Origin of the sequence: Pontibacter populi (assembly GCF_019336435.1) — a bacterium.
Classification (GTDB): Bacteria; Bacteroidota; Bacteroidia; order Cytophagales; family Hymenobacteraceae; genus Pontibacter; species Pontibacter humidus.
On record NZ_JAHWXQ010000004.1, the window covers coordinates 326,674 to 347,142 of the forward strand.

General features: G+C 47.9%; 12 protein-coding genes. 11 read left to right on the forward strand and 1 reads right to left on the reverse strand.

The window, feature by feature from the left end; genetic code table 11:
• The first annotated feature begins 142 nt into the window (after positions 1 to 142).
• The 11 genes from KYK27_RS15255 (at position 143) to KYK27_RS15305 (ending at position 18,776) form a co-directional block, all read left to right on the forward strand.
• Positions 143 to 355, forward strand: coding sequence for a twin-arginine translocase TatA/TatE family subunit (locus tag KYK27_RS15255; protein ID WP_162428550.1), 213 nt, complete (start codon positions 143 to 145; stop codon positions 353 to 355).
• A gap of 20 nt (positions 356 to 375) precedes the next feature.
• Complete coding sequence (locus tag KYK27_RS15260) at positions 376 to 594, forward strand: twin-arginine translocase TatA/TatE family subunit (RefSeq protein WP_199111063.1); 219 nt, start codon at positions 376 to 378, stop codon at positions 592 to 594.
• A complete protein-coding gene (gene gatA, locus KYK27_RS15265) occupies positions 591 to 2,027 on the forward strand; it encodes an Asp-tRNA(Asn)/Glu-tRNA(Gln) amidotransferase subunit GatA (RefSeq protein WP_199111065.1) in 1,437 nt (478 codons plus the stop codon). The genes KYK27_RS15260 and gatA overlap by 4 nt, the downstream gene beginning before the upstream one ends.
• 6 nt (positions 2,028 to 2,033) lie before the next feature.
• Positions 2,034 to 3,575, forward strand: a complete 1,542-nt coding sequence (locus KYK27_RS15270; protein ID WP_199111067.1) for a lytic transglycosylase domain-containing protein — start codon at positions 2,034 to 2,036, stop codon at positions 3,573 to 3,575.
• A gap of 209 nt (positions 3,576 to 3,784) precedes the next feature.
• Positions 3,785 to 6,058, forward strand: a complete 2,274-nt coding sequence (locus KYK27_RS15275) for an NADP-dependent malic enzyme (protein ID WP_199111069.1) — start codon at positions 3,785 to 3,787, stop codon at positions 6,056 to 6,058.
• A complete protein-coding gene (gene ruvA, locus KYK27_RS15280; RefSeq protein ID WP_199111070.1) occupies positions 6,059 to 6,655 on the forward strand; it encodes a Holliday junction branch migration protein RuvA in 597 nt (198 codons plus the stop codon). It abuts the gene before it with no gap.
• Between the two features lie 12 nt (positions 6,656 to 6,667).
• Entirely contained in the window at positions 6,668 to 13,825 is a 7,158-nt protein-coding gene (gene sprA, locus KYK27_RS15285) for a cell surface protein SprA (protein ID WP_246594267.1), read from the forward strand.
• A 62-nt stretch (positions 13,826 to 13,887) separates the two neighbouring features.
• Positions 13,888 to 14,268 (forward strand): glycine cleavage system protein GcvH, encoded by a 381-nt coding sequence (gene gcvH, locus KYK27_RS15290; protein WP_199111074.1) that lies wholly within the window; start codon positions 13,888 to 13,890, stop codon positions 14,266 to 14,268.
• 16 nt (positions 14,269 to 14,284) lie between these two features.
• Positions 14,285 to 14,659, forward strand: a complete 375-nt coding sequence (locus KYK27_RS15295; protein ID WP_246594268.1) for a VanZ family protein — start codon at positions 14,285 to 14,287, stop codon at positions 14,657 to 14,659.
• A 41-nt stretch (positions 14,660 to 14,700) separates the two neighbouring features.
• A complete protein-coding gene (locus KYK27_RS15300; RefSeq protein WP_199111078.1) occupies positions 14,701 to 15,975 on the forward strand; it encodes a M28 family metallopeptidase in 1,275 nt (424 codons plus the stop codon).
• 146 nt (positions 15,976 to 16,121) lie between these two features.
• Positions 16,122 to 18,776, forward strand: coding sequence for a S8 family serine peptidase (locus KYK27_RS15305; protein ID WP_199111079.1), 2,655 nt, complete (start codon positions 16,122 to 16,124; stop codon positions 18,774 to 18,776).
• 732 nt (positions 18,777 to 19,508) lie between these two features.
• Here the strand turns inward: KYK27_RS15305 and KYK27_RS15310 are convergent.
• Positions 19,509 to 20,315, reverse strand: coding sequence for a M57 family metalloprotease (locus KYK27_RS15310; protein ID WP_199111081.1), 807 nt, complete (start codon positions 20,313 to 20,315; stop codon positions 19,509 to 19,511).
• Positions 20,316 to 20,469 lie beyond the last annotated feature (154 nt).

The window sequence follows — 20,469 nt, forward strand, 5'->3', positions numbered from 1 at the left end:
TATTTTTTTCTTCCTGCCCGAAACCATAAAAAGCTGATTAGCGGGACAAAGACGAGACATAATAAACTAATCTGCTTCGTTGTGAGTTTATTTAAAATATAAACTTTAATTTTGTGAGAATTTACCTTTAAATCATAATACTATGAGTATTACAACTGTTTTCTGCTTTTTAGGAAGTCTGGGCGGCACTGAAATCGTCCTGATCATGCTTGCCATCCTTTTATTCTTCGGCGCAAAGCGTATTCCTGAATTAGCGCGTGGCCTTGGGAAGGGTATCCGTGAGTTTAAGGATGCAACGAAAGAGATCAAAAATGATGTGGAAGGTTCTATAAAAGACGAGCCAGCACAGAAGTAATTTTATTTAACCGTTAAGTTATGAACTTAGCAACCATTCTACTCTTCCTGGGAGACCTGGGGGGAGGAGAGATGATGGTCATTATGATGGCTATCTTACTACTGTTTGGAGCTGATAAAATTCCGAGTATGGCCCGCGGCCTTGGTCGTGGCATTCGTGAATTTAAAGATGCTACCAACGAAATCAAACACGAGCTGGAACGTTCCATAGAGGACGATAACAAACCTAAGAAAGTTTGAGACCATACAACTCCCTACGCGACATACGCACGGATATTGCCAGCGGGCAGGTTACGTGCAAACAATTAGTTACGCATTACCTTCACAACATTAAGGAGAAAGCGTCGCTTAATGCCTTTTTAGAAGTTTTTGACGAAGAAGCCCTTGCGCAGGCAGCTATAGTTGACCAGAAACTGGCCAACGGTACTGCCGGCAAACTGGCGGGTATGGTAATTGGCGTGAAAGACGTAATTGCTTACCAGGGCCATAGTTTGCAGGCTTCGAGCCAGATTCTGAACGGGTTTAAATCATTGTATACTGCTACTGCCTTAGAGCGCCTCATAGCCGAGGATGCTATTATTATAGGCCGTCAGAACTGCGATGAGTTTGCCATGGGAGCCTCAAACGAGAATTCATCTTTCGGACCTGTACTAAACGCCGATGATACTACCCGGGTTCCGGGTGGTTCTTCAGGCGGTTCCTCTGTTTCGGTACAGGCTGATATGTGCCTTGCTGCTATCGGTTCTGATACCGGTGGGTCTGTGCGCCAGCCTGCTTCGTTCTGCGGCGTGGTTGGTTTAAAGCCTACGTATTCCCGTATTTCCCGCTACGGCCTTATTGCCTATGCTTCTTCTTTCGACCAGATTGGTCTGTTTACCAAAAGCGTGGAAGATGCTGCTTTATTGCTGGAAGTAATGGCCGGACCGGATGAGTACGACAGCACTGCCAGCCATCAGCCGGTTCCAAACTATAGCACTTTGCTGCAGTCTGATAAAAAGTACAAGATCGGTTACATCCGCGACTGCTTCGAGAGCGAAGGCCTGGATGCGGAAGTAAAAGATGCCATACTTGGCGTAAAAGACCTTCTTGTAACAGAGGGCCATGAAGTGGAAGCCGTGGAATTCCCATACCTGGACTACATGGTGCCAACTTACTACATTTTAACTACCGCCGAAGCCAGCTCGAATCTGGGCCGCTACGATGGTGTAAAATATGGTTACCGCAGCCCCAATATTTCTGACCTTACCTCGTTGTACAAAAAAACCAGATCCGAAGGGTTTGGCAAAGAAGTACAGCGCCGTATTATGCTGGGCACCTTTGTGCTGAGCGCCGATTATTATGATGCTTATTACACAAAGGCTCAGAAAGTTAGAAGGCTGATAAAGGAGAAGACCGACGAGTTGCTTCAGAAATATGATTTCCTTATATTGCCTACAGCTCCGACTACAGCCTTTAAAATCGGGGAGAATACAGCTAATCCGTTAGCAATGTATCTGGCTGATATTTTTACAGTGCAAGCTTCTTTGGCTGGTGTTCCGGCAATATCAATTCCGGTTAGCCGCGACACCAACGGCCTTTCCATCGGGTTGCAATTAATGACCCGCTCATTCGATGAGGCAGCTTTGCTGGCTTTCTCGAATTACATACTGGATAAGATTCCCGTTGAAGCATAAATAAAAATGACGTATTCTAAACTCTTTACCGTAGTTGCGGCTATAGTTGGCAGCATCTGGGCGAACTACGCCCTTGCCGTTCCAACCAGCTTCAAATATGATCTCCAAACTATAAACGACACCTTACTGGCGTTGGGTGACACTACTGAGCTTTCGCCGGAAGAACTGGCGTTACTGGTAGAGTATATCCCAAACGAGCCAAACGAGGTAATACAGGACCGTTTAAGTTGTATAGAGTCTGAAATACCGCTTACGTTCAACCCGTTTGTACGGAACTTCATCGATTACTTTACCATTCGCAACCGCAAGTACAGCCGCACGATGCTGTCGCGCCAGAATGTGTACTTCCCTCTTTTCGAGAAATACCTGAAAAAGTACGACATGCCGGAAGAAATGAAGTACCTGGCTATAGTTGAGTCGGGGCTTAATCCGAAGGCGGCTTCGTGGGCAAAGGCAGTTGGGTTGTGGCAGTTTATACCTACAACCGGCAAAGAGTATGGCCTGGACCAGAGCAACTATATTGATGAGCGCATGGACCCGGAGAAAGCCACAGATGCTGCCTGCCGTTTCCTGAAGCGCCTGCACAAAACCTACGGCGACTGGGAGCTTGCCATGGCTGCCTACAACTGCGGACCGGGTAACGTAAACAAAGCCATTCGCAGAGCCGGTGGTGGCCAGAAAACATTCTGGGAAATTTTCCCTTACCTACCAAAAGAAACACGTAGCTACGTACCGTCCATGACGGCCGTGATTTATACCATGAACTATGCGCCGCAGCATAATATCTTTACTGATTCGGTATTGTATGCGCACGATGTTGAAACCATAACTATAAACCAGGCCATTGACCTGGAAAAGCTGGCAGAGGAAATGCATCTCGATTCTAAAACTCTGCTTGCCCTTAACCCGGAGATTAAGAAGAGTGTATTGCCGGCAAATACCCGCAACTATAAACTGCGCGTACCAGCCGAGCGTTCTCAACTTATTGCCTCTGCCGCTGATCTCAGCTGCATGATCGCCGCTGCCTCGCCGGTTGCTCCGGAGCCGAAACCTATTCAGGAACGTGAGCCGGCTCAGGCACCTGTGTTATTAGCATCAACAACTCCGGCCCCTGCTCCCGCTGCTACCACCCTAACCGATACCACAGAAAAGAAATTCTACACGGTACAGCGTGGCGACAACCTTTCCTCTATAGCTACAAAACATAATGTAACGGTAGAGCAACTGAAAGACTGGAACAACCTGCGTAAGTCAACTATAATGGCGAACCAGAAACTGACGGTTTACCAGCCAAAAATGACAGAAGCTATTGCTATGGTCACTCCTGCCGAAGAAGCAGAAGCAAAACCTATAGTTGCCCAAAAAGCTGCAAAGCCAGCACTTAAAATTTCGGAGAAACAGCAGGAGGTTGTGCACCAGGTACAGCCCGGCGATACCCTATGGACTATCTCTCAGAAGTACAACGGCATTAGTGTAGAGCAGATAAAGAAACTGAACAAATTAAAGTCGAACCAGATAAAGCCTGGCCAGAAACTTATACTTGGCTAACTTTTAGTAACTATAAAGTAACAGCACCTTCCTCGCCGGGAGGTGCTGTTTTTATTATATTACAGTTAGAATCAATGTGTTTTAACATACATACCCGTATCTTTGGCTCCGGTTTTTTTGATAAGCAACAAATTCTTTTCAAATTGGCTTTTTACAAGCAACAGACATAACAGAGGCCCATTGCCTCTACCTATAAATTTCGATTACCTATGATTAAAGTTAACAAGCAGGATGCCCTGAACTACCACATGGAGGGTAAGCCTGGCAAGATTGAAGTAATACCAACCAAAATGGTAAGCACCCAGCATGACCTGGCCCTTGCTTACTCGCCTGGCGTTGCCGAGCCCTGCAAAGAAATAGCCGCTGATAAAGAGAATGTGTATAAATATACTGCCAAGGGCAACCTGGTAGGTGTTATCTCGAATGGTACAGCTGTGCTTGGCCTGGGCAATATCGGTCCGGATGCCTCTAAGCCGGTAATGGAAGGGAAAGGCGTACTTTTCAAGAAGTTTGCAGGCATTGATGTTTTTGACATTGAAATAGATTGCACCGACCCTGCCGAGTTTGTACGCATCGTAAAGTCACTGGAACCTACGTTTGGCGGCATTAACCTGGAAGATATTAAAGCACCGGAAAGCTTTAAGATAGAGAATGCTCTTAAAGAGCAGATGAATATTCCGCTCATGCATGACGACCAGCACGGTACCGCTATTATCTCTTCTGCAGCGCTGTTAAATGCCCTGGAGCTTGCCGGCAAAAGGATAGACGAGATAAGAATGGTGGTAAATGGAGCTGGTGCTGCTGCCATTGCCTGTGCCAAGCTCTATGTAGCCCTGGGTGTGAAGATGGACAACATCGTGATGTTCGACAAAGGAGGTATTATTCGCCCGGAACGTAACGACCTGGATATTTACAGAGCTCAGTTTGTAACGCTGCGCAAGATAAACACCCTGGAAGATGCCATGCGCGATGCCGATGTGTTTGTTGGCTTGTCAGCTGGTAATGTACTGAACCCGGATTTTGTGAAGCTGATGGCTCCAAACCCGATCATTTTTGCGCTGGCTAACCCCGATCCGGAAATACCTTATGATGTGGCGATGGCAACCCGCGAAGACCTGATTATGGCAACCGGCCGCTCCGACCATCCGAACCAGGTAAATAACGTACTTGGTTTCCCTTACATTTTCAGGGGAGCGCTGGATGTTCGTGCTACTGAGATAAACGAAGCAATGAAACTGGCCGCCGTACACGCGCTGGCTAAACTGGCAAAAGACCCTGTTCCGGACATCGTGCATAAAGCGTATGGCGATAACACGATTTCTTTCGGCAGATTTTACCTGATACCTAAACCACTGGACCCACGCCTTATAACCACAGTTTCGCCGGCCGTGGCCAGGGCAGCCATGGAAAGCGGTGTAGCTAAATACCCGATTACGAACTGGGAAGGGTACGAGCAGGAACTACAGGAGCGCATTGGGATTGACCAGAAGTTAATGACCCGCATTAACAACCAGGCCAAAAAAGATCCGAAACGTGTACTGTTTGCAGAGGCCGACAACTATAAAATCCTGAAGGCAGCTCAAACAGTTAAAGAACAGTTAATCGCTGAGCCTATATTATTAGGTAACCGGGTACGTATTCAGGAAATCATTCACGAAAACCACATCGATCTGCAGGGTGTTACAATCATTGACCCATTTGAAGAAGATGCCAAGCGTGAAGAGTTTGCCCAGATACTTTACAAAAAGCGTCAGCGCAAAGGCCTTACCTTGTTCGACTGCCGCCGCCTGGTTCGCGACAGAATTTATTTTGGTAGCCTGATGCTGGAAACCGGCGAAGTAGATGCCTTAATTTCCGGCCTTACCCGTGATTACTCCAGAACTATACTACCAGCCATACAGGTAATTGGTGTAGAAGAAGGCGTAAACAAAGTAGCAGGTATGTACATCATCCTGAACAAAAAAGAGCCTTATTTCTTTGCCGATACTACCGTAAACGTAAACCCGACTGCCGACGAACTGGTAGACATTATTGGCCTGACAGCAAGAACTGTTCGCTTCTTCGATACAGAGCCACGCATGGCCGTGTTATCGTATTCTAACTTCGGATCTGTGCAGGGCGATATTCCTAACAAAGGATCTGAGGCGGTTCGTAAAGCAAAGCAGCGCTACCCGGACCTGTTGATTGATGGCGAAATGCAGGCCAACACTGCGCTGAACCGCAACCTGTTACGCGAGCACTATCCATTCAGCACATTAGCTGAAAAAGGTGCCAACACACTGGTGTTCCCAACGCTTACTTCCGGTAACATTGCTTACAAGTTATTACAGGAAGTTGGTGGTGCCGAAGCTATTGGTCCGGTACTGATGGGTATGCGTAAACCCGTTCATATTCTGCAACTTGGCAGTTCTATCAGAGAAATTGTAAACATGGTAGCCATTGCTGTCGTAGATGCACAGAACTATAATAACAAACATATATAGATGATAGCCTATATCGATGGCAAGTTAACCTATAAAGATCCCACCTATGTTATTATTGACGTAGGTGGGATAGGGTATCAGATCAAGATATCGTTGGGTACGTATTCTGCTTTGCCGGAGGGCGAACGTTGCCGGTTGCATACTTACCTGCATATCAAGGAAGATGCCCATACGTTGTATGGTTTCATGACCGCTGCCGAGAAAGAGACTTTCCTGCATCTTATCTCTATTTCAGGAGTGGGCCCCAACACAGGTCTGATGATCTTATCGTCGCTATCAGTGGAGGAAGTGCAGCAGGCTATAGTTCGGGAAGATGTGCGTACAATACAGCATGTAAAAGGCATTGGTGCCAAAACTGCCCAGCGCATTATACTGGAGTTAAAAGATAAAATGAAGAAGGAAGTGTTGCTATCTGACGCGGGTCTATCGCCTGCAGGAACAGCACACAATACCAGCAGAGCCGAAGCGTTATCTGCATTAGTTACATTAGGCTTTGCCAAGAATGTAGCAGAGAAAACCCTGGACTCAATTATTAAACGCGAAGGTAGCAACCTGAGTGTAGAAGAGCTTATAAAATTTGCTTTAAAATCGTCTTAGAATTATACCCGTTTGATCTGGAAAAGTAAACAGAGCAACCTGTTCCTTGCATCGGTTGTTACTATAACTATGCTGGCCTGGTGGTCGCAGGCGGAAGCGCTGCGTTCTCCCGGCTGGCATAACTATAATAATATCACAACTTTACTTTCACAGGATACTATAAAACAGGATACAGCTTACATTCCAAGCCGACGTCCAACTTTTACGCCATCTGACAGGCGCAGCAACCCATTTAGTTCGCAGCAGTTCTCTTCTCCCCTGCTCCTGGGTCAGCCCGGAAATATCAAGCTAAACGTAGAGTACGACGACAGCCTGCAACTATACAACATCAACGAAACGATAGGCGACAGCATTCAGTACCGCACGCCCTCCTCGATGACGCTGAAGCAGTTTTCGGAGCTGCAGCAACGACAGGCGATACGCGATTACTGGCGTACTAAATCCGGTGGTTTAGATGGCGAAGACTTAACGAGCAGCCGCAGGTTAGTACCTAAGATCTATATCAGCCCGGTTTTCGACCGTATTTTCGGGGGCAACTTTGTTGATATACAGCCAAACGGTAATATCTCGCTTAAATTCGGCGCCCGCTTTAACCGTAACCAGAACCCAACTATACCGCTTCGTCAGCAACGCACCGGCGACTTTGAATTCGATCAGAACATCTCGCTTAACCTCGTGGGTAAGGTAGGTGAGAAACTGGCCATTAACTTTAACTGGGACAACAACGCCAACTTCGACTTCGAGAACAACATGAAGCTGGATTACACCGGCTACGAGGAAGAGATCATTAGGAAAGTAGAAGCCGGTAACGTAAGTCTGCCGCTCAACAACTCCCTGATAACGGGTGCACAAAACCTGTTCGGGGTTAAAACACAACTACAGTTTGGTCGCCTGGGTGTTACTGCTATTGCCTCTAACGTGCGTGGCCGTAACGATGAAGTGATCATACAGAACGGAGCCCAGAACCAACCCTTTGAGATCCGGATTGACCAGTACGACAAAGACCGCCACTATTTCCTGTCTCACTTTTTCCGGGACCGCTACGACAAGTCATTGGCTAACCTGCCGTTGGTAAACTCCGGTATCGTTATCCGAAGGCTGGAACTATATGTAACCAACAACAACCGCTCTACCGAGAACCTGCGCAACATGGTCGCCTACATGGACTTAGGCGAGCCAGACCCTTTCCGCAACCAGTTTGAGCGCATTACTACAGCCCCGGCCAGCAATGCCGTAAACTCACTGTATAGTGTAGTAGCCAATAACCGCAGCAATGGTCAGATAGATGAGTTTTTACGGGGACAGGGTCTGCAGAAAGGCGTAGATTTTGAACACGTACGTGCCCGCAGGCTGGACCCGCGCGAGTATAAGTTCAACCCGCAGCTTGGTTACATCTCGCTTAACACGGCGCTTTTACCAGACCAGGTACTGGGCGTAGCTTTTGAGTATACCTACAACGGCAAGACCTATAAGGTAGGTGAGTTGATGGAAGATTACCAGAACCTGCAGGACCAGGATGTGATTCATATGAAGTTGCTGAAGGCGACCAATCCATCGCTGGAATACCCGACCTGGGACCTGATGATGAAGAACGTCTATAGTTTGGATGCGACACAGGTGAACCGCGAAAATTTCCAGCTGCGTATAGTTTACAAAGACGACCAGAGCGGTGTTGATATTTCTGCACTTACAGACCAGAGCCCGATACAGGGTGTGCCGTTGGTAGAAGTTTTTAACCTGGACAACGTTAACACCAACAACGACAGACCAAACGACGGTAACTTCGACTTTTTACCAGGCATAACGATTGATCCTGAAACCGGACGCATCTACTTCCCGGAGGTAGAGCCTTTCGGCGATTACCTGCGCGATAAGCTACAAGGCGACCCGGAGCTGGCTGAAAAATACGTGTTTGAAGAACTATACAACCAGACACAGACCGATGCGCAGCAAAACAACTCCAAAGCCAAATTCTTCCTGACAGGTCGTTTACAGGCTACTTCCGCAGATGAGATTACGCTTCCCGGTTTCAGAATTGCGGAAGGCTCGGTTGTTGTTTACTCCGGTGGTACGCGCTTAACCGAAGGTACCGATTACCAGGTTTTCTATGACCTTGGCCGCATCAAAATACTAAACCCAAGCTACATTAGTTCTGCCAGCGATCTGCGCGTGACGTACGAGAAAGCCGAACTACTAAACATACAGCCACGCGCCCTCTTAGGAGCCCGCTTCGATTACCGCCTGACCGATGACATTAACCTGGGCGCTACCGTGCTCCACCTGAGCGAGCAGCCTTACATTAACCGTGTAAGCATCGGCGATGAGCCAAGCAACAACACCATTTACGGTCTGGATATTAACCTGCAGAAAGAGTCCAGGTTCCTGACCAAGATGACCGATGCACTGCCGTTGCTGCAAACCAAAGCTCCCTCCAGCATTACCTTCAGTGGTGAGTTTGCGCAGTTGGTACCGGCCGCTACCAAATCGCCGGCCAACGAAGACGGCACTTCTTACATTGATGATTTTGAAGGAGCAGAGACGCCTTATAGTTTGGGCGGATTCAGCAATAACGGCTGGCGCCTTGCCTCCACTCCTGCCCCGCTTGTGCCCGGCGAAGGGCTGGCCTATAGTTACAACCGCGCAAAACTGGCCTGGTACACTATAGATCAGATCTTTTACCGCGATGCCGATGGCCTGAAACCTGACAACATTACCGATGAAGAGCTGAAGAACCATTATGTGCGTGGTATTAGCCGTAACGAAGTATTCCCGAACCGCGACCCCGAAGTATCTAACAGCTTTGAGTACACGTTTGACCTGGCCTATTACCCACGCGAACGCGGGCAGTACAACTATAACCCAAGCCTGACATCGCAAGGGTTACTATCCGGTGACCCACGTAACAACTGGGGTGGTATCAGCCGCGAAATAACCTTTGATACCGACTTTGACAACGCCAACATAGAATACATCGAGTTCTGGCTGATGGACCCGTTCATTACGGGGCAATATGGCCGTAAAGATGCACAGGGTAACCCGATCGCCAATAACACAGGTGGAGAGCTGGTTCTGAACTTAGGTAGCGTATCCGAAGACATTCTGCGCGACAACCAGTATGCATTTGAGAACGGTCTGCCAACTACAGCAAACAGCCTGCAGAATGTAACTTCAACTATATGGGGCCGCATAACCACACAACAGTTCCTGACAGATGCCTTTACAGGTATACCGGGTGGTCGCCAGTTCCAGGATATTGGTTTGGATGGATTGAACGATGCAGCTGAAGCTGACTTCTTCAGAAGCTCATTCCTGAACCAGATACCGGGTACGCCACCGCAGATTGTAGTGGATGACCCGTCGGCTGATAACTTCCTGCACCACCTCGACCCTATTTACGATCAGCAGAACGCAGGGGTACTGGCCCGTTACAAGAACTATAATGGCATGGATGGCAACTCCCCGGAGAACAGCCAGTTTGCCAACTATGCATTCCCTGACAAAGAAGACCTGAACCGCGACAACGTGATAAGCGACGTGGAGCAGTACTACGAATACAAGATAAACCTGCAACCGGGCCAGCTGAATGTAGGTCAGAACTATATTGTAGACCAGGTAACGCAAACCAGAAACGGTGATGAAGTATCGTGGTATCAGTTCCGTATTCCGGTGCGCCGCCCTACAGGCAATGTAGGTAACATCAGCGGTTTTAAGTCTATCCGGTTTATGCGTATGTACATGACCCAGTTCCAGGACCCGGTTGTGTTGCGTATGGTGCAGTTCCAGTTTGTGGCGAACCAGTGGCGTGCGTTCCAACAACCGATTACCGAAGGCCGCCCTTGTTTAACCTGTACCGACGATGCCCGCTCTTTCACGATCTCAACAGTGAACATTGAAGAGAATGGCGAAGCAAGCGCAGGTATCATGCCTTACAGAGTACCACCGGGCATTGAGCGACTTCGCGATTATGCCTCAACAAACAACCGCCGCCAGAATGAGCAATCGCTGCAGCTGTGCGTGGAAGATCTGAAAGATTCGTTCTCTAAGGCAGTTTATAAAAACGTGTCGATTGACATGCTGATCTATAAGCGCCTTAAAATGTACATACACGCTCAAACGCAGGACCCGAATACACAAAGCGGCGATGTACAGGCGTTTGTACGACTAGGTACAGACTTTACACAAAACTACTATGAGTATGTAGTGCCACTAACGATAACCCCGCAGGGCAGCTCTACTACCAACGAGATCTGGCCACAGGAGAATATGGTAGACATCTCGCTGGAAGAACTGGTGAATGCTAAAGTGGCCCGTAACCGTATTGCCGGCTATAATAAAACCATCCCATACGAAGTACAACTCGGCAATGGCAAGATCATCCGTATAGTTGGTAACCCTGATTTCAGCGAAGTGCAGGGCGTAATGATCGGTATGCGGAACCCTACCAGACCGGGATCTGATGCAAGGCCACATTCGTTGTGTATGTGGGTAGATGAACTGCGTGTAACAGACTTTAAAAACAGCTCGGGCTGGGCGGCTAATGCAAGAGTTAACACCAAGCTTGCTGACTTTGCTAACGTTACGGCTACAGGTGCTTATACTACCGTAGGTTTCGGGGGCTTGCAGCAGAAAATAGCGCAGCGTGCCCGCGAGAACACAGCCCTGTTTGATGTAAGCGCCAATATAGTTGCTGATAAATTCCTTCCGGAGAAATCAGGCATCAAGATCCCGGTATCAGTGCAGTATGGCACCCTGAACAGCGAACCACAGTTCGACCCACTGGATAAAGACGTACCGCTGGAGGAATCCCTGTCCAGGTTTGAATCGAAAGACGCCCGTGATGAATACCGCAAAGAAGTAACCACCCGCGAGACCCGGAAAAGCTTCAGTTTGCTGAATGTTCGGAAAGAGCGCACTGACCCGAACGACAAAGTACGTCCTTACGATATCGAGAATATCTCGCTGAGCTATGCGTATGCCGAGCGCCTGTTCACAGACATTGAAACGGACCGCGATTTCACGAAGACCTATACTGGGGGCATTGCTTATACTTACAACAATACCACCGCTAAGAACTATGCGCCGTTCGAGAAAAGCCAGGCACTGAAATCACCGTACTTGCGCCTGATCAAGGACCTGAACTTTACGCCGCTGCCAAACAGTTTTGCTTTCCGCGCTGACCTGGACCGCCGTTACAATGAAACGTTCCTGCAGCGCCGCGACCCTGTTACCGGACTTACTACTACCCGCGGTATCGAGCCAACGTTCCAGAAGTATTTCTACTTCAACAGGATCTATGACATGAAATGGGACATCAGTAAGAGCCTGTCGCTGGACTATACGGCTACTAATCGCGCTGTGGTAGACGAGCCTGATGACCGCATCAATAATGAAATAGACTCACTGCAGTATAAGAATGATATCATCTGGAAGAACCTGAGCCGTGGTGGACGAACCACTAACTTTAACCAGACCATAGCGGCCAACTATAAACTGCCGCTCGATAAACTCCCACTGGTAGACTGGATCGGTGCCGAGACGCGCTATTCCACCACGTATATCTGGACGGCAGGCTCTACAGCGCTGAACAACGATGCTGATTTCAGGTTAGGCAACACGGCTGAGAATAACAGAGAATTTACCGTTAACGGCCGCCTTGATCTGGTTAAACTATACAACAAGGTGAAGTTCCTAAAGAGTGCCAACACGCCTGCTGCGCCAGTGCCTGTACGCGCTGCTAATGATACAACTGCCAAATCAGGTCCGAATAATAAAGTGGTGAATTCGATTGCCAGGTTCCTGATGATGACGCGCTCTGTAAACTTTACTTACCTGCAGAACAAAGGCACCATGTTACCGGGCTACCTGCCAAGCACTAAGTTCCTGGGTTTTGAAGAAGGCTTTGATGCACCGGGTCTGCCGTTTATAGTTGGCAAGCAATACGACCTGGACGAACTATACCGCCGTGCAGCAAGCAATGGCTGGTACACCGACAGCAGCCAGTACCTGAACACACCGCTTAGCGCTATAGTTACTGAATCGTTTACGGCACGTGCCAACCTGGAACCGTTTAAGACATTCAATATTCAGGTAGATGTAACGCGCAATATGTCGGAGATAAACGAGGTGTTCTACCGCAAGGAGTTTGACGATTTTGGCAACCTTAGTGACGAAGCGCAACGCCAGAACCCGATCACGACAGGCGCTTTCAGTACATCGTTTATGGCGCTGGGTACCTTGTTTGAGTCTGGCGAGGCTGGTGTTTCTGAAGCGTTTGAAAACTATATCCGTTACCGTTACGCCATACAGGATAAGCTGTCTGCTGCTAATCCGGCCGCCGGTGCCGAGGGCTACACCCTGAACTCGCAGGATGTGTTGATGAATGCCTTCCTGTATGCGTACCAGGGCCGTAATGTAGATGACTACAAAGCAGAATCGAAGAGCCCGTTCAGCAGGTTGCCGATACCGAACTGGCGCGTTGACTATAACGGTTTATCTAACCTGCCGTTCTTTCAGCAGTGGTTTAGCCAGGTTAACTTAACGCATGCCTACAACTCCACTTACAACATAACCAACTTTACCACATCGCTGGCCTACGAAACAGAACCGAACGGCTTCCCGACGCAGGTAAACGAATTTGGCCAGATCGTACCATACTATATAGTTACGCAGCTTACCGTGGCCGAAAGACTTGCTCCGTTGCTGGGTGTAAACTTCCGTACCAAAACAAACCTGACTGGCCGCCTGGAATATAAAGTAGAACGTAACCTGTCGCTTAACCTGACCAATGCACAGATTACCGAAACCAACGTGAAAGATTATGTGATTGGCCTGGGTTATGCCACTTCAAACTTCCGGATTCCGATACGCATCGGAGGCCAGCGGAAGGTATTGGAGAATGAACTGAACATGCGCCTCGATTTTTCGGTAAGAGATAACCAGACCGTGCAGCGTGCTATTGCCCGCGACGACCAGGGCGTGGAAAGCAGCCAGAACCAGATCACGAATGGAACGCGGCAGTTACAGCTTCGCCCAACTGTAGATTACCTGATAAGCGAGCGTGTAAACATCCAGTTCTATGTATTGCGTACCGTATCGGACCCTAAAATATCGACCTCTTTCCGGAATAGTGTAACCGAAGGCGGTATTCAACTTAGAGTTAGTTTGCAATAAAATTTTAGCATAACGAAAAACACTGTATTTTTGAGCCAGTCATTAACTAACAGATAGAAGCAATGAATTTACCTGAGAACCTGAAGTATACAAAAGACCACGAGTGGGTACGCATCGAAGGTGATGTAGCTATAGTTGGCATCACTGATTTTGCACAAAGCGAGCTTGGCGATATCGTTTATGTAGACATCGACACAGTTGACAAGCAGATCAGCAGAGAAGATGTATTTGGTACTGTTGAGGCCGTTAAAACGGTATCTGACCTGTTCAGCCCACTGAGCGGTACAGTGCAGGAGTTTAACAATAAACTTGAAGACAGCCCTGAGCTTGTAAACTCTGACCCGTATGGTGATGGCTGGATCATTAAAATGTCGATTGAAAACACAGCTGAGCTTGAGGATCTGCTAACAGCTGCTGCTTACCGCGAGCTGATCGGCCAGTAATTACACCTTACAAGGTTTGATACTACGCTACAACTTTTTTACCATAATGTGGGCAGCAGTAATTTTACTTACCACGCTGCTGCCCTCATCTTCCATGCCTTCGGTTTCCATCTGGGACCTTTTTTCTTTTGATTCTTTTGCGCATGCCAGCATGTTTGCGGTACTGTGCTTCCTGATGATCGTGGGCCTCACCAAGCAATACACCTTCCCGAAACTTAAGCACTTCTCAATCCGGGTATCCTTATTTATTTGTTCGATGTTTGGCATTGCCATCGAGATACTACAGTTTAGCGTGGTGCCAGGCCGCAGCGCTGAAATGATGGATATTGTAAGCAACAGCATAGGCTGCCTGATCGGTATAGTTGTCTTCCGCTGGATCTATACCTGGTAAAATAAACCTGTATTTTGGCTGAGCCTTTTTATATTTAAGGTATGAAGCCATTTTTCCTGATACTTATAGTTTGCCTGAGTGCCCTGCCTTTGCAGGCGCAGGATATGCCGCGTGTACGCCAGACGCTCGATACACTGACAAGCCCTTACTTTCATGGCCGTGGGTATATTTTTGACGGCGACGCCAAAGCTGCCAACTATATCCGCGACAGGTACGAAGCAGCTGGCTTAAAACCTATAGCCGGTTCTTATTTCCAGGAGTTTACCATGCCTGTTAACCGGGTAACTCAAACCCCGCAACTTATAGTTGATGGAACTACCCTTGCGCCCGGAACTGATTTTGTAGCCAGCGCCCAAACAGCCAGCGGTAAAGGAAAAGTAACTATAGTTTTCCTCGATACGCTGGTGTTTACAGATGCCAGGGCAGCCCAGAAATTCTTCTCGCAGGACCTTCGTAAAAAAGCACTGGTCTATCCTCAGAAATTCAGGAAGCAACTATGGGAATTACCGGAACCTTACCCCCAGAAAGTTCTGAGCGCGAAACTACATATCATACTTCAGCCCAAAGGCCTGCTCACTACCGTAGCCACTACTCCTGCCCCGGTGCCCATGCTGGAAGTAAAAGAAAGTGCATGGCCAGCCAAAGCGCGTAAAGTAAAGTTTAATATCACCACAGAGTTTTCGCCAGCGCACCAGGCCCGAAATGTCATAGCTTTTATTCCCGGCACTGCTCAGCCGGACTCGTTTATAGTTTACACAGCGCATTACGATCACCTTGGCGGGCAAGGCAAAGGCATTTACTTTCCGGGGGCGAACGATAATGCCAGCGGTACGACCATGTTGTTGGAACTGGCTGAACACTATAGCAAACCTGAGAATAGACCAACCTATAGCATCGCGTTTATGGCTTTTGCTGCCGAAGAGGCCGGATTGCTGGGCTCCTCCTATTACACCAACCATCCACTCTTCCCGCTGCAGAACATCCGTTTTCTGGTTAACCTGGATCTGCTAGGTACCGGCGACGAGGGCATGATGGTAGTAAACGGGAGTATCCATCCGAAAGAATTTGTACTACTGCAAACTATAAACAAGCAGCATAATTACCTTCCGCAACTAAAAATGCGTGGTCGGGCGGCTAATTCCGATCATTTCCCATTTTCGGAGAAAGGGGTTCCGGCATTCTTCTTTTACACCCTGGGCGGAACCACATTTTACCACAACACCGAAGACCAGGCAGCGCAACTTCCGCTTACTAAGTTTAAAGAAGTTTTCAGGCTGATAACGGATTTTACCAGCGCATTGCAGGCAACGAAGTAAATCAGCAAACTATAAATCTGTTGTTGCAACACTAAGTTTATAGCCTTCTAAACCAGCTTAAAATTGTAAAATTGGTTGCCAATAGCTACATTGTATACCTCAATTTAAAGAAGTAATCTGGTTGTAACAGTTTTTACGAAGTGCCTGTGAAGAAGCGTTGGAAATGCCCGTTTAATGTGCTGCAGTGGGTAACATGTGTTGGCTTGCTGCTGTGCAGTATACAGGTTACAGCCCAGCAACAGGCGCCCCGGAAAACCGAAGCTGCAAAACTGAAAAGGATAGCCCCCGGGCTGGAGCAGAGCATCGGTAAAACTGGCAGCAAAACAGTGCGGGTGCAGGTTAAAAATAAAGCGCAGTTTCTGACCTGGCTCACCGAAAACAACTATAACGGTAACGTTACCCAAACCACACCCTCCGCGCAGATACTCACACTCAGTAATGTTTCAGCAAAAACGCTGCAGCAGTTAGCTAATTCGGGCCTGGTTACTTACATCGACAAACCAAACCGACAGGCCAGGGAAGAAATAGAGCTGAAAGACGCTGACTTTGCGGTAAACAACATCTATGCTATCCGGAGTTTGTACCCGCTCCTGAATGGCAGCAACATGACTGCTTCAGTAAAAGAAGGTGCTTTTAACCCCAACGACATTGACCTGAAAGGCCGCGCCCTTTCCCCTGAATCTTTCGGAACCACTTTTACCCCGCATGCCACTACCATGGCTACCATTATAGCTGGTGCCGGTAATTCGGGCCCGAAAGGCAGAGGCATAGCAGACCATGCCTGGCTTGCTTCTTCTGATTTCGCGGAGCTTTTCCCGGATAACAGCAAGTCATTACTAAGCAAAGGCATCAGCTTACAGAACCACTCGTACGGTGTTGGCGTGGAGAATTACTATGGCCTGGAATCTGCTGCATATGACCGGGAGATCTATCAAAACCCTACCTTACTGCACGTTTTCTCGTCTGGCAACAGCGGCGACAAGGCCGATGAAGTGGGAAACTATGTGGGCATGGCCGGCTTTGCTAACCTAACCGGACAGTTTAAAACATCTAAAAATACACTGAGCGTAGGCGCCATCGAACCGACCGGAAAAGTAGGTTTTCTCAGCTCTAAAGGTCCTGCTTACGATGGCCGTGTAAAACCTGAGTTGGTTGCTTTCGGCAAAGGCGGTACTTCAGAGGCGGCAGCTGTAGTATCTGGGGTGGCCTTGCTGGTGCAGCAGGCTTACAAAGAGATGCATGGCGGCTTACCCACCGCAGCACTTGTAAAAGCGGCCCTGATAAACAGCGCTGATGATGCCGGCAGGCCGGAAGTTGATTTCGAAACCGGGTTCGGGAACACAGATGCTTTTGGCGCTATTAAAACGATACAGGAAAACAGGTTTATAGTTGGGGAAGTAACCAATAAGGCCACGCAGCAGCACACGATCAGTGTTCCGGCAGGGACTCAGAAGTTAAAAGTAACCCTAGTGTGGCATGAGGTAGAAGGCAGCCCGGAAGCAGCAAAAGCCCTCATCAACGACCTCGACCTGACCCTTACAACTGTAAACGGTGCGGTTCTGAAGCCTTGGGTACTGAGCAGTTTCCCGCACCCCGACTCGTTGCAATTACCAGCCAAACGCCGTGAAGACCATCTGAACAATGTGGAACAGGTAACTATAGATTTACCAGCTGCCGGCACCTACCAGGTAAAGGTATTTGGCTATGATGTGCCGCAGGGTCCGCAGAACTATAGTTTGGTGTATGAATTTGAGACAGGCCCTGAGTGGGTTTATCCAACTATAGGAGTAAACCTGCAGGCGGCAAGTGTTAACCGCCTACGCTGGAAGAGTACACTACCAGGTGAAAAAGGAAAGCTGGAATATAAATTACAAAACAGTACAGAGTGGAAACTCATAGCTGATAATATTGATCTGGCAGCAACCTACTTTGACTGGAACGCTCCTGATGTTATAACCAAGGCACAGTTACGGCTAACAACACCGACTACAACTACACTGTCCGGCGACTTTTTACTGACCAAACAGCTAAAACTAAAAGTGGGCTATAACTGCGACGACCAGGTAATGTTGCATTGGGCTAAACTAGCAAATGCGGAACAGTACCAGTTGTACCAGGTTGGCAGCACGCACCTGGAGCCTTTCCTGGTGACAGCCGATACCCTGGCCTTGCTGAACAAGAGCCAATTGCAGGGTTTGCCCGGGTTCGTGAACGTTGCTCCTTTTATAGACGGCACCCAGGCTGAGACCAGCGAAACGGTTGCCTTTAACCAGATGGGCATCGGCTGCTATATCAAGATGTTCCTTCCTTACCAGTTCGTTACCGATTCCGTGGATTTGCAACTGGAGCTGAGCACGCGTTACCAGGTTACTTCTGTAACGCTGGAACGCCTTGTTAGAGGCAACTATACAGCGGTACAAACTATAGCGCCTGTTACGCAATTAGCTTATAAATTACACGATACCTCTCCTGTTTTAGGCAAGAACATGTATCGGGTAAAGGTTACTACAGCAGATAACAAGTTTTACTATAGTCAGCCGGAAGAAGTGCTATATGCAGATGCCGGCTTTGTGCAGGCCTACCCCAACCCTATACCATCAGGCGAAATCTTGTCGGTTGCCGTTGCCAGCGATGTAGCCATCGTACAGTTATATGATCAGTTAGGAAAGCTGGTGTATGAGTCTGAGGAGTATGGTGTGATAAAGCAGATTTCTACTGCAGGCCTTAAAGGTAGTTTGTATATTATGCGCCTTAAGACTGAAACGGGTAATTATGTTATCGGCAAGGTTTTAGTTTTATAGTTGCTCTTTTCATCCCGAATGAAGCCGAGAAGACTTCTGTGTTATAGTTTCTCTTTTGTCATTTCGACGTTAGGAGAAATCTGAGTGCTATAGTTTGCTGCTCAACAATTCGAACCAAGCCTTTTCTTTCAAATAATCTCTACTCCTGGGAGCTCTACATATATACTGTTCTATTGTTGGCTTTGGTGCCCTCATGGCCGGGAGGCCCCGTCTTCGGGCATCGCGCGGTGTACATTTCTTTTGCTCGTGCCTCACAATACCTTCGGTACCAGAAATCTACAAGGCGCTCAACCCAAAGACTGAGATGTTTCGCATAGTTACCAACATCTATAGTTTTAACCGATAAGCTTCGAGATTGATTGGGATAATAGTTCCGAAGGGACAGGTAAACCTGTCCTGCTCGTAACGTGAACTATAAAACTATAGCTTAAACTATAGCTATAGCCGGAATTCCCCTCTCGGTAGGGGTAGAGGTGGTTGGACCGCAGCAACTATAAGACAATAGCCACCGTCACTACTTTTGCCTGCCCCCTACAGGGCCAGTTCCAGTTGAGTCAGGAGACTCAACACCATCGTAAGTCACGAGCGTAGACGCTCACGCCAGCGGAGATGGTTGGACCACCAAGAGTTTAAAACCATAATCCAAACCCCTATAAAACAGTAACAGCTCCCGCCTTGCGGCAGGAGCTGTTACTGTTTGTTTTAAGGTGTAGTTAGGTTTTGCTCTATCGCTTAGTATAGGTAGTTAAGAGCAGTAACGTCGTTTGCGTTGAACGGACGGTTCTGGCCAGATCCGATACAAGCCAGCATCCATGAGTTTGGATCCTGAGCTGATGGAGTACCCGGGATCAGAATAGCACCTACAGTTGAAGCACCTTCGTTAGAGTAAGAACCACCGCAAGAGTAGCTTCTGTCCATATAGTCCGTGTGACGGAAACCGATGCAGTGACCGATCTCGTGTGCAAGGATAGTAGTGAACCAAGCCTGGTTAGGGTTAGTACCGATGTAACGGGTAGCTATCTTGATGTTGTTATGTGGATCACCAGCAGAAGTTGGGAAACCAGCAGAAGCAAGATACTGAGCTGACTTAGGAGCTGCCTGAAGGTAGATGTTACCACCAGAAGATACACGGCTCATAGTGATATTTAAGCCTTGCGCATTATAACGATCGATTGCTGCATCCAGAGCTGTCACATAAGTAGCAGGAAGAGCCGGGTCGATAGAAAGCGTAATGTTACGAACACCACCACCTGTGTTTACCAGGTTAGTAGTACGGTACTGCTCAGACTCACCAACGCGAAGCGCTTTAGTGTTGTGCGCAGCAGATAGATCGCCTTCAGATAAGAAGATATCGCCTTCCACTACGTAACCGCCTTCTACTTTCTCAACATTCTTGTTGTAGAAGCCTAGCTCAGAAATTCTGCTTAAAGCATTTTCAGATACAGTGTCCTGAATCTTTACTTCTTCATCCTGCTGGCAAGATGTGAAACCAAAGGCCGCTACCATAGCGCCAACGATTAGTAAACGATTTACTTTCATAAAAATTTTTAGGTGTTAAAGTTAAACATAATTGAAATGTAGAAATTCGAATATTACGCTCCAAGCATTTAAACCAATATTTTAATGTGTTTCAACATCGATCTTACAACTTTAAAAAGGTTATATCCTATTGCAGCAAATTGTATCATTTTAA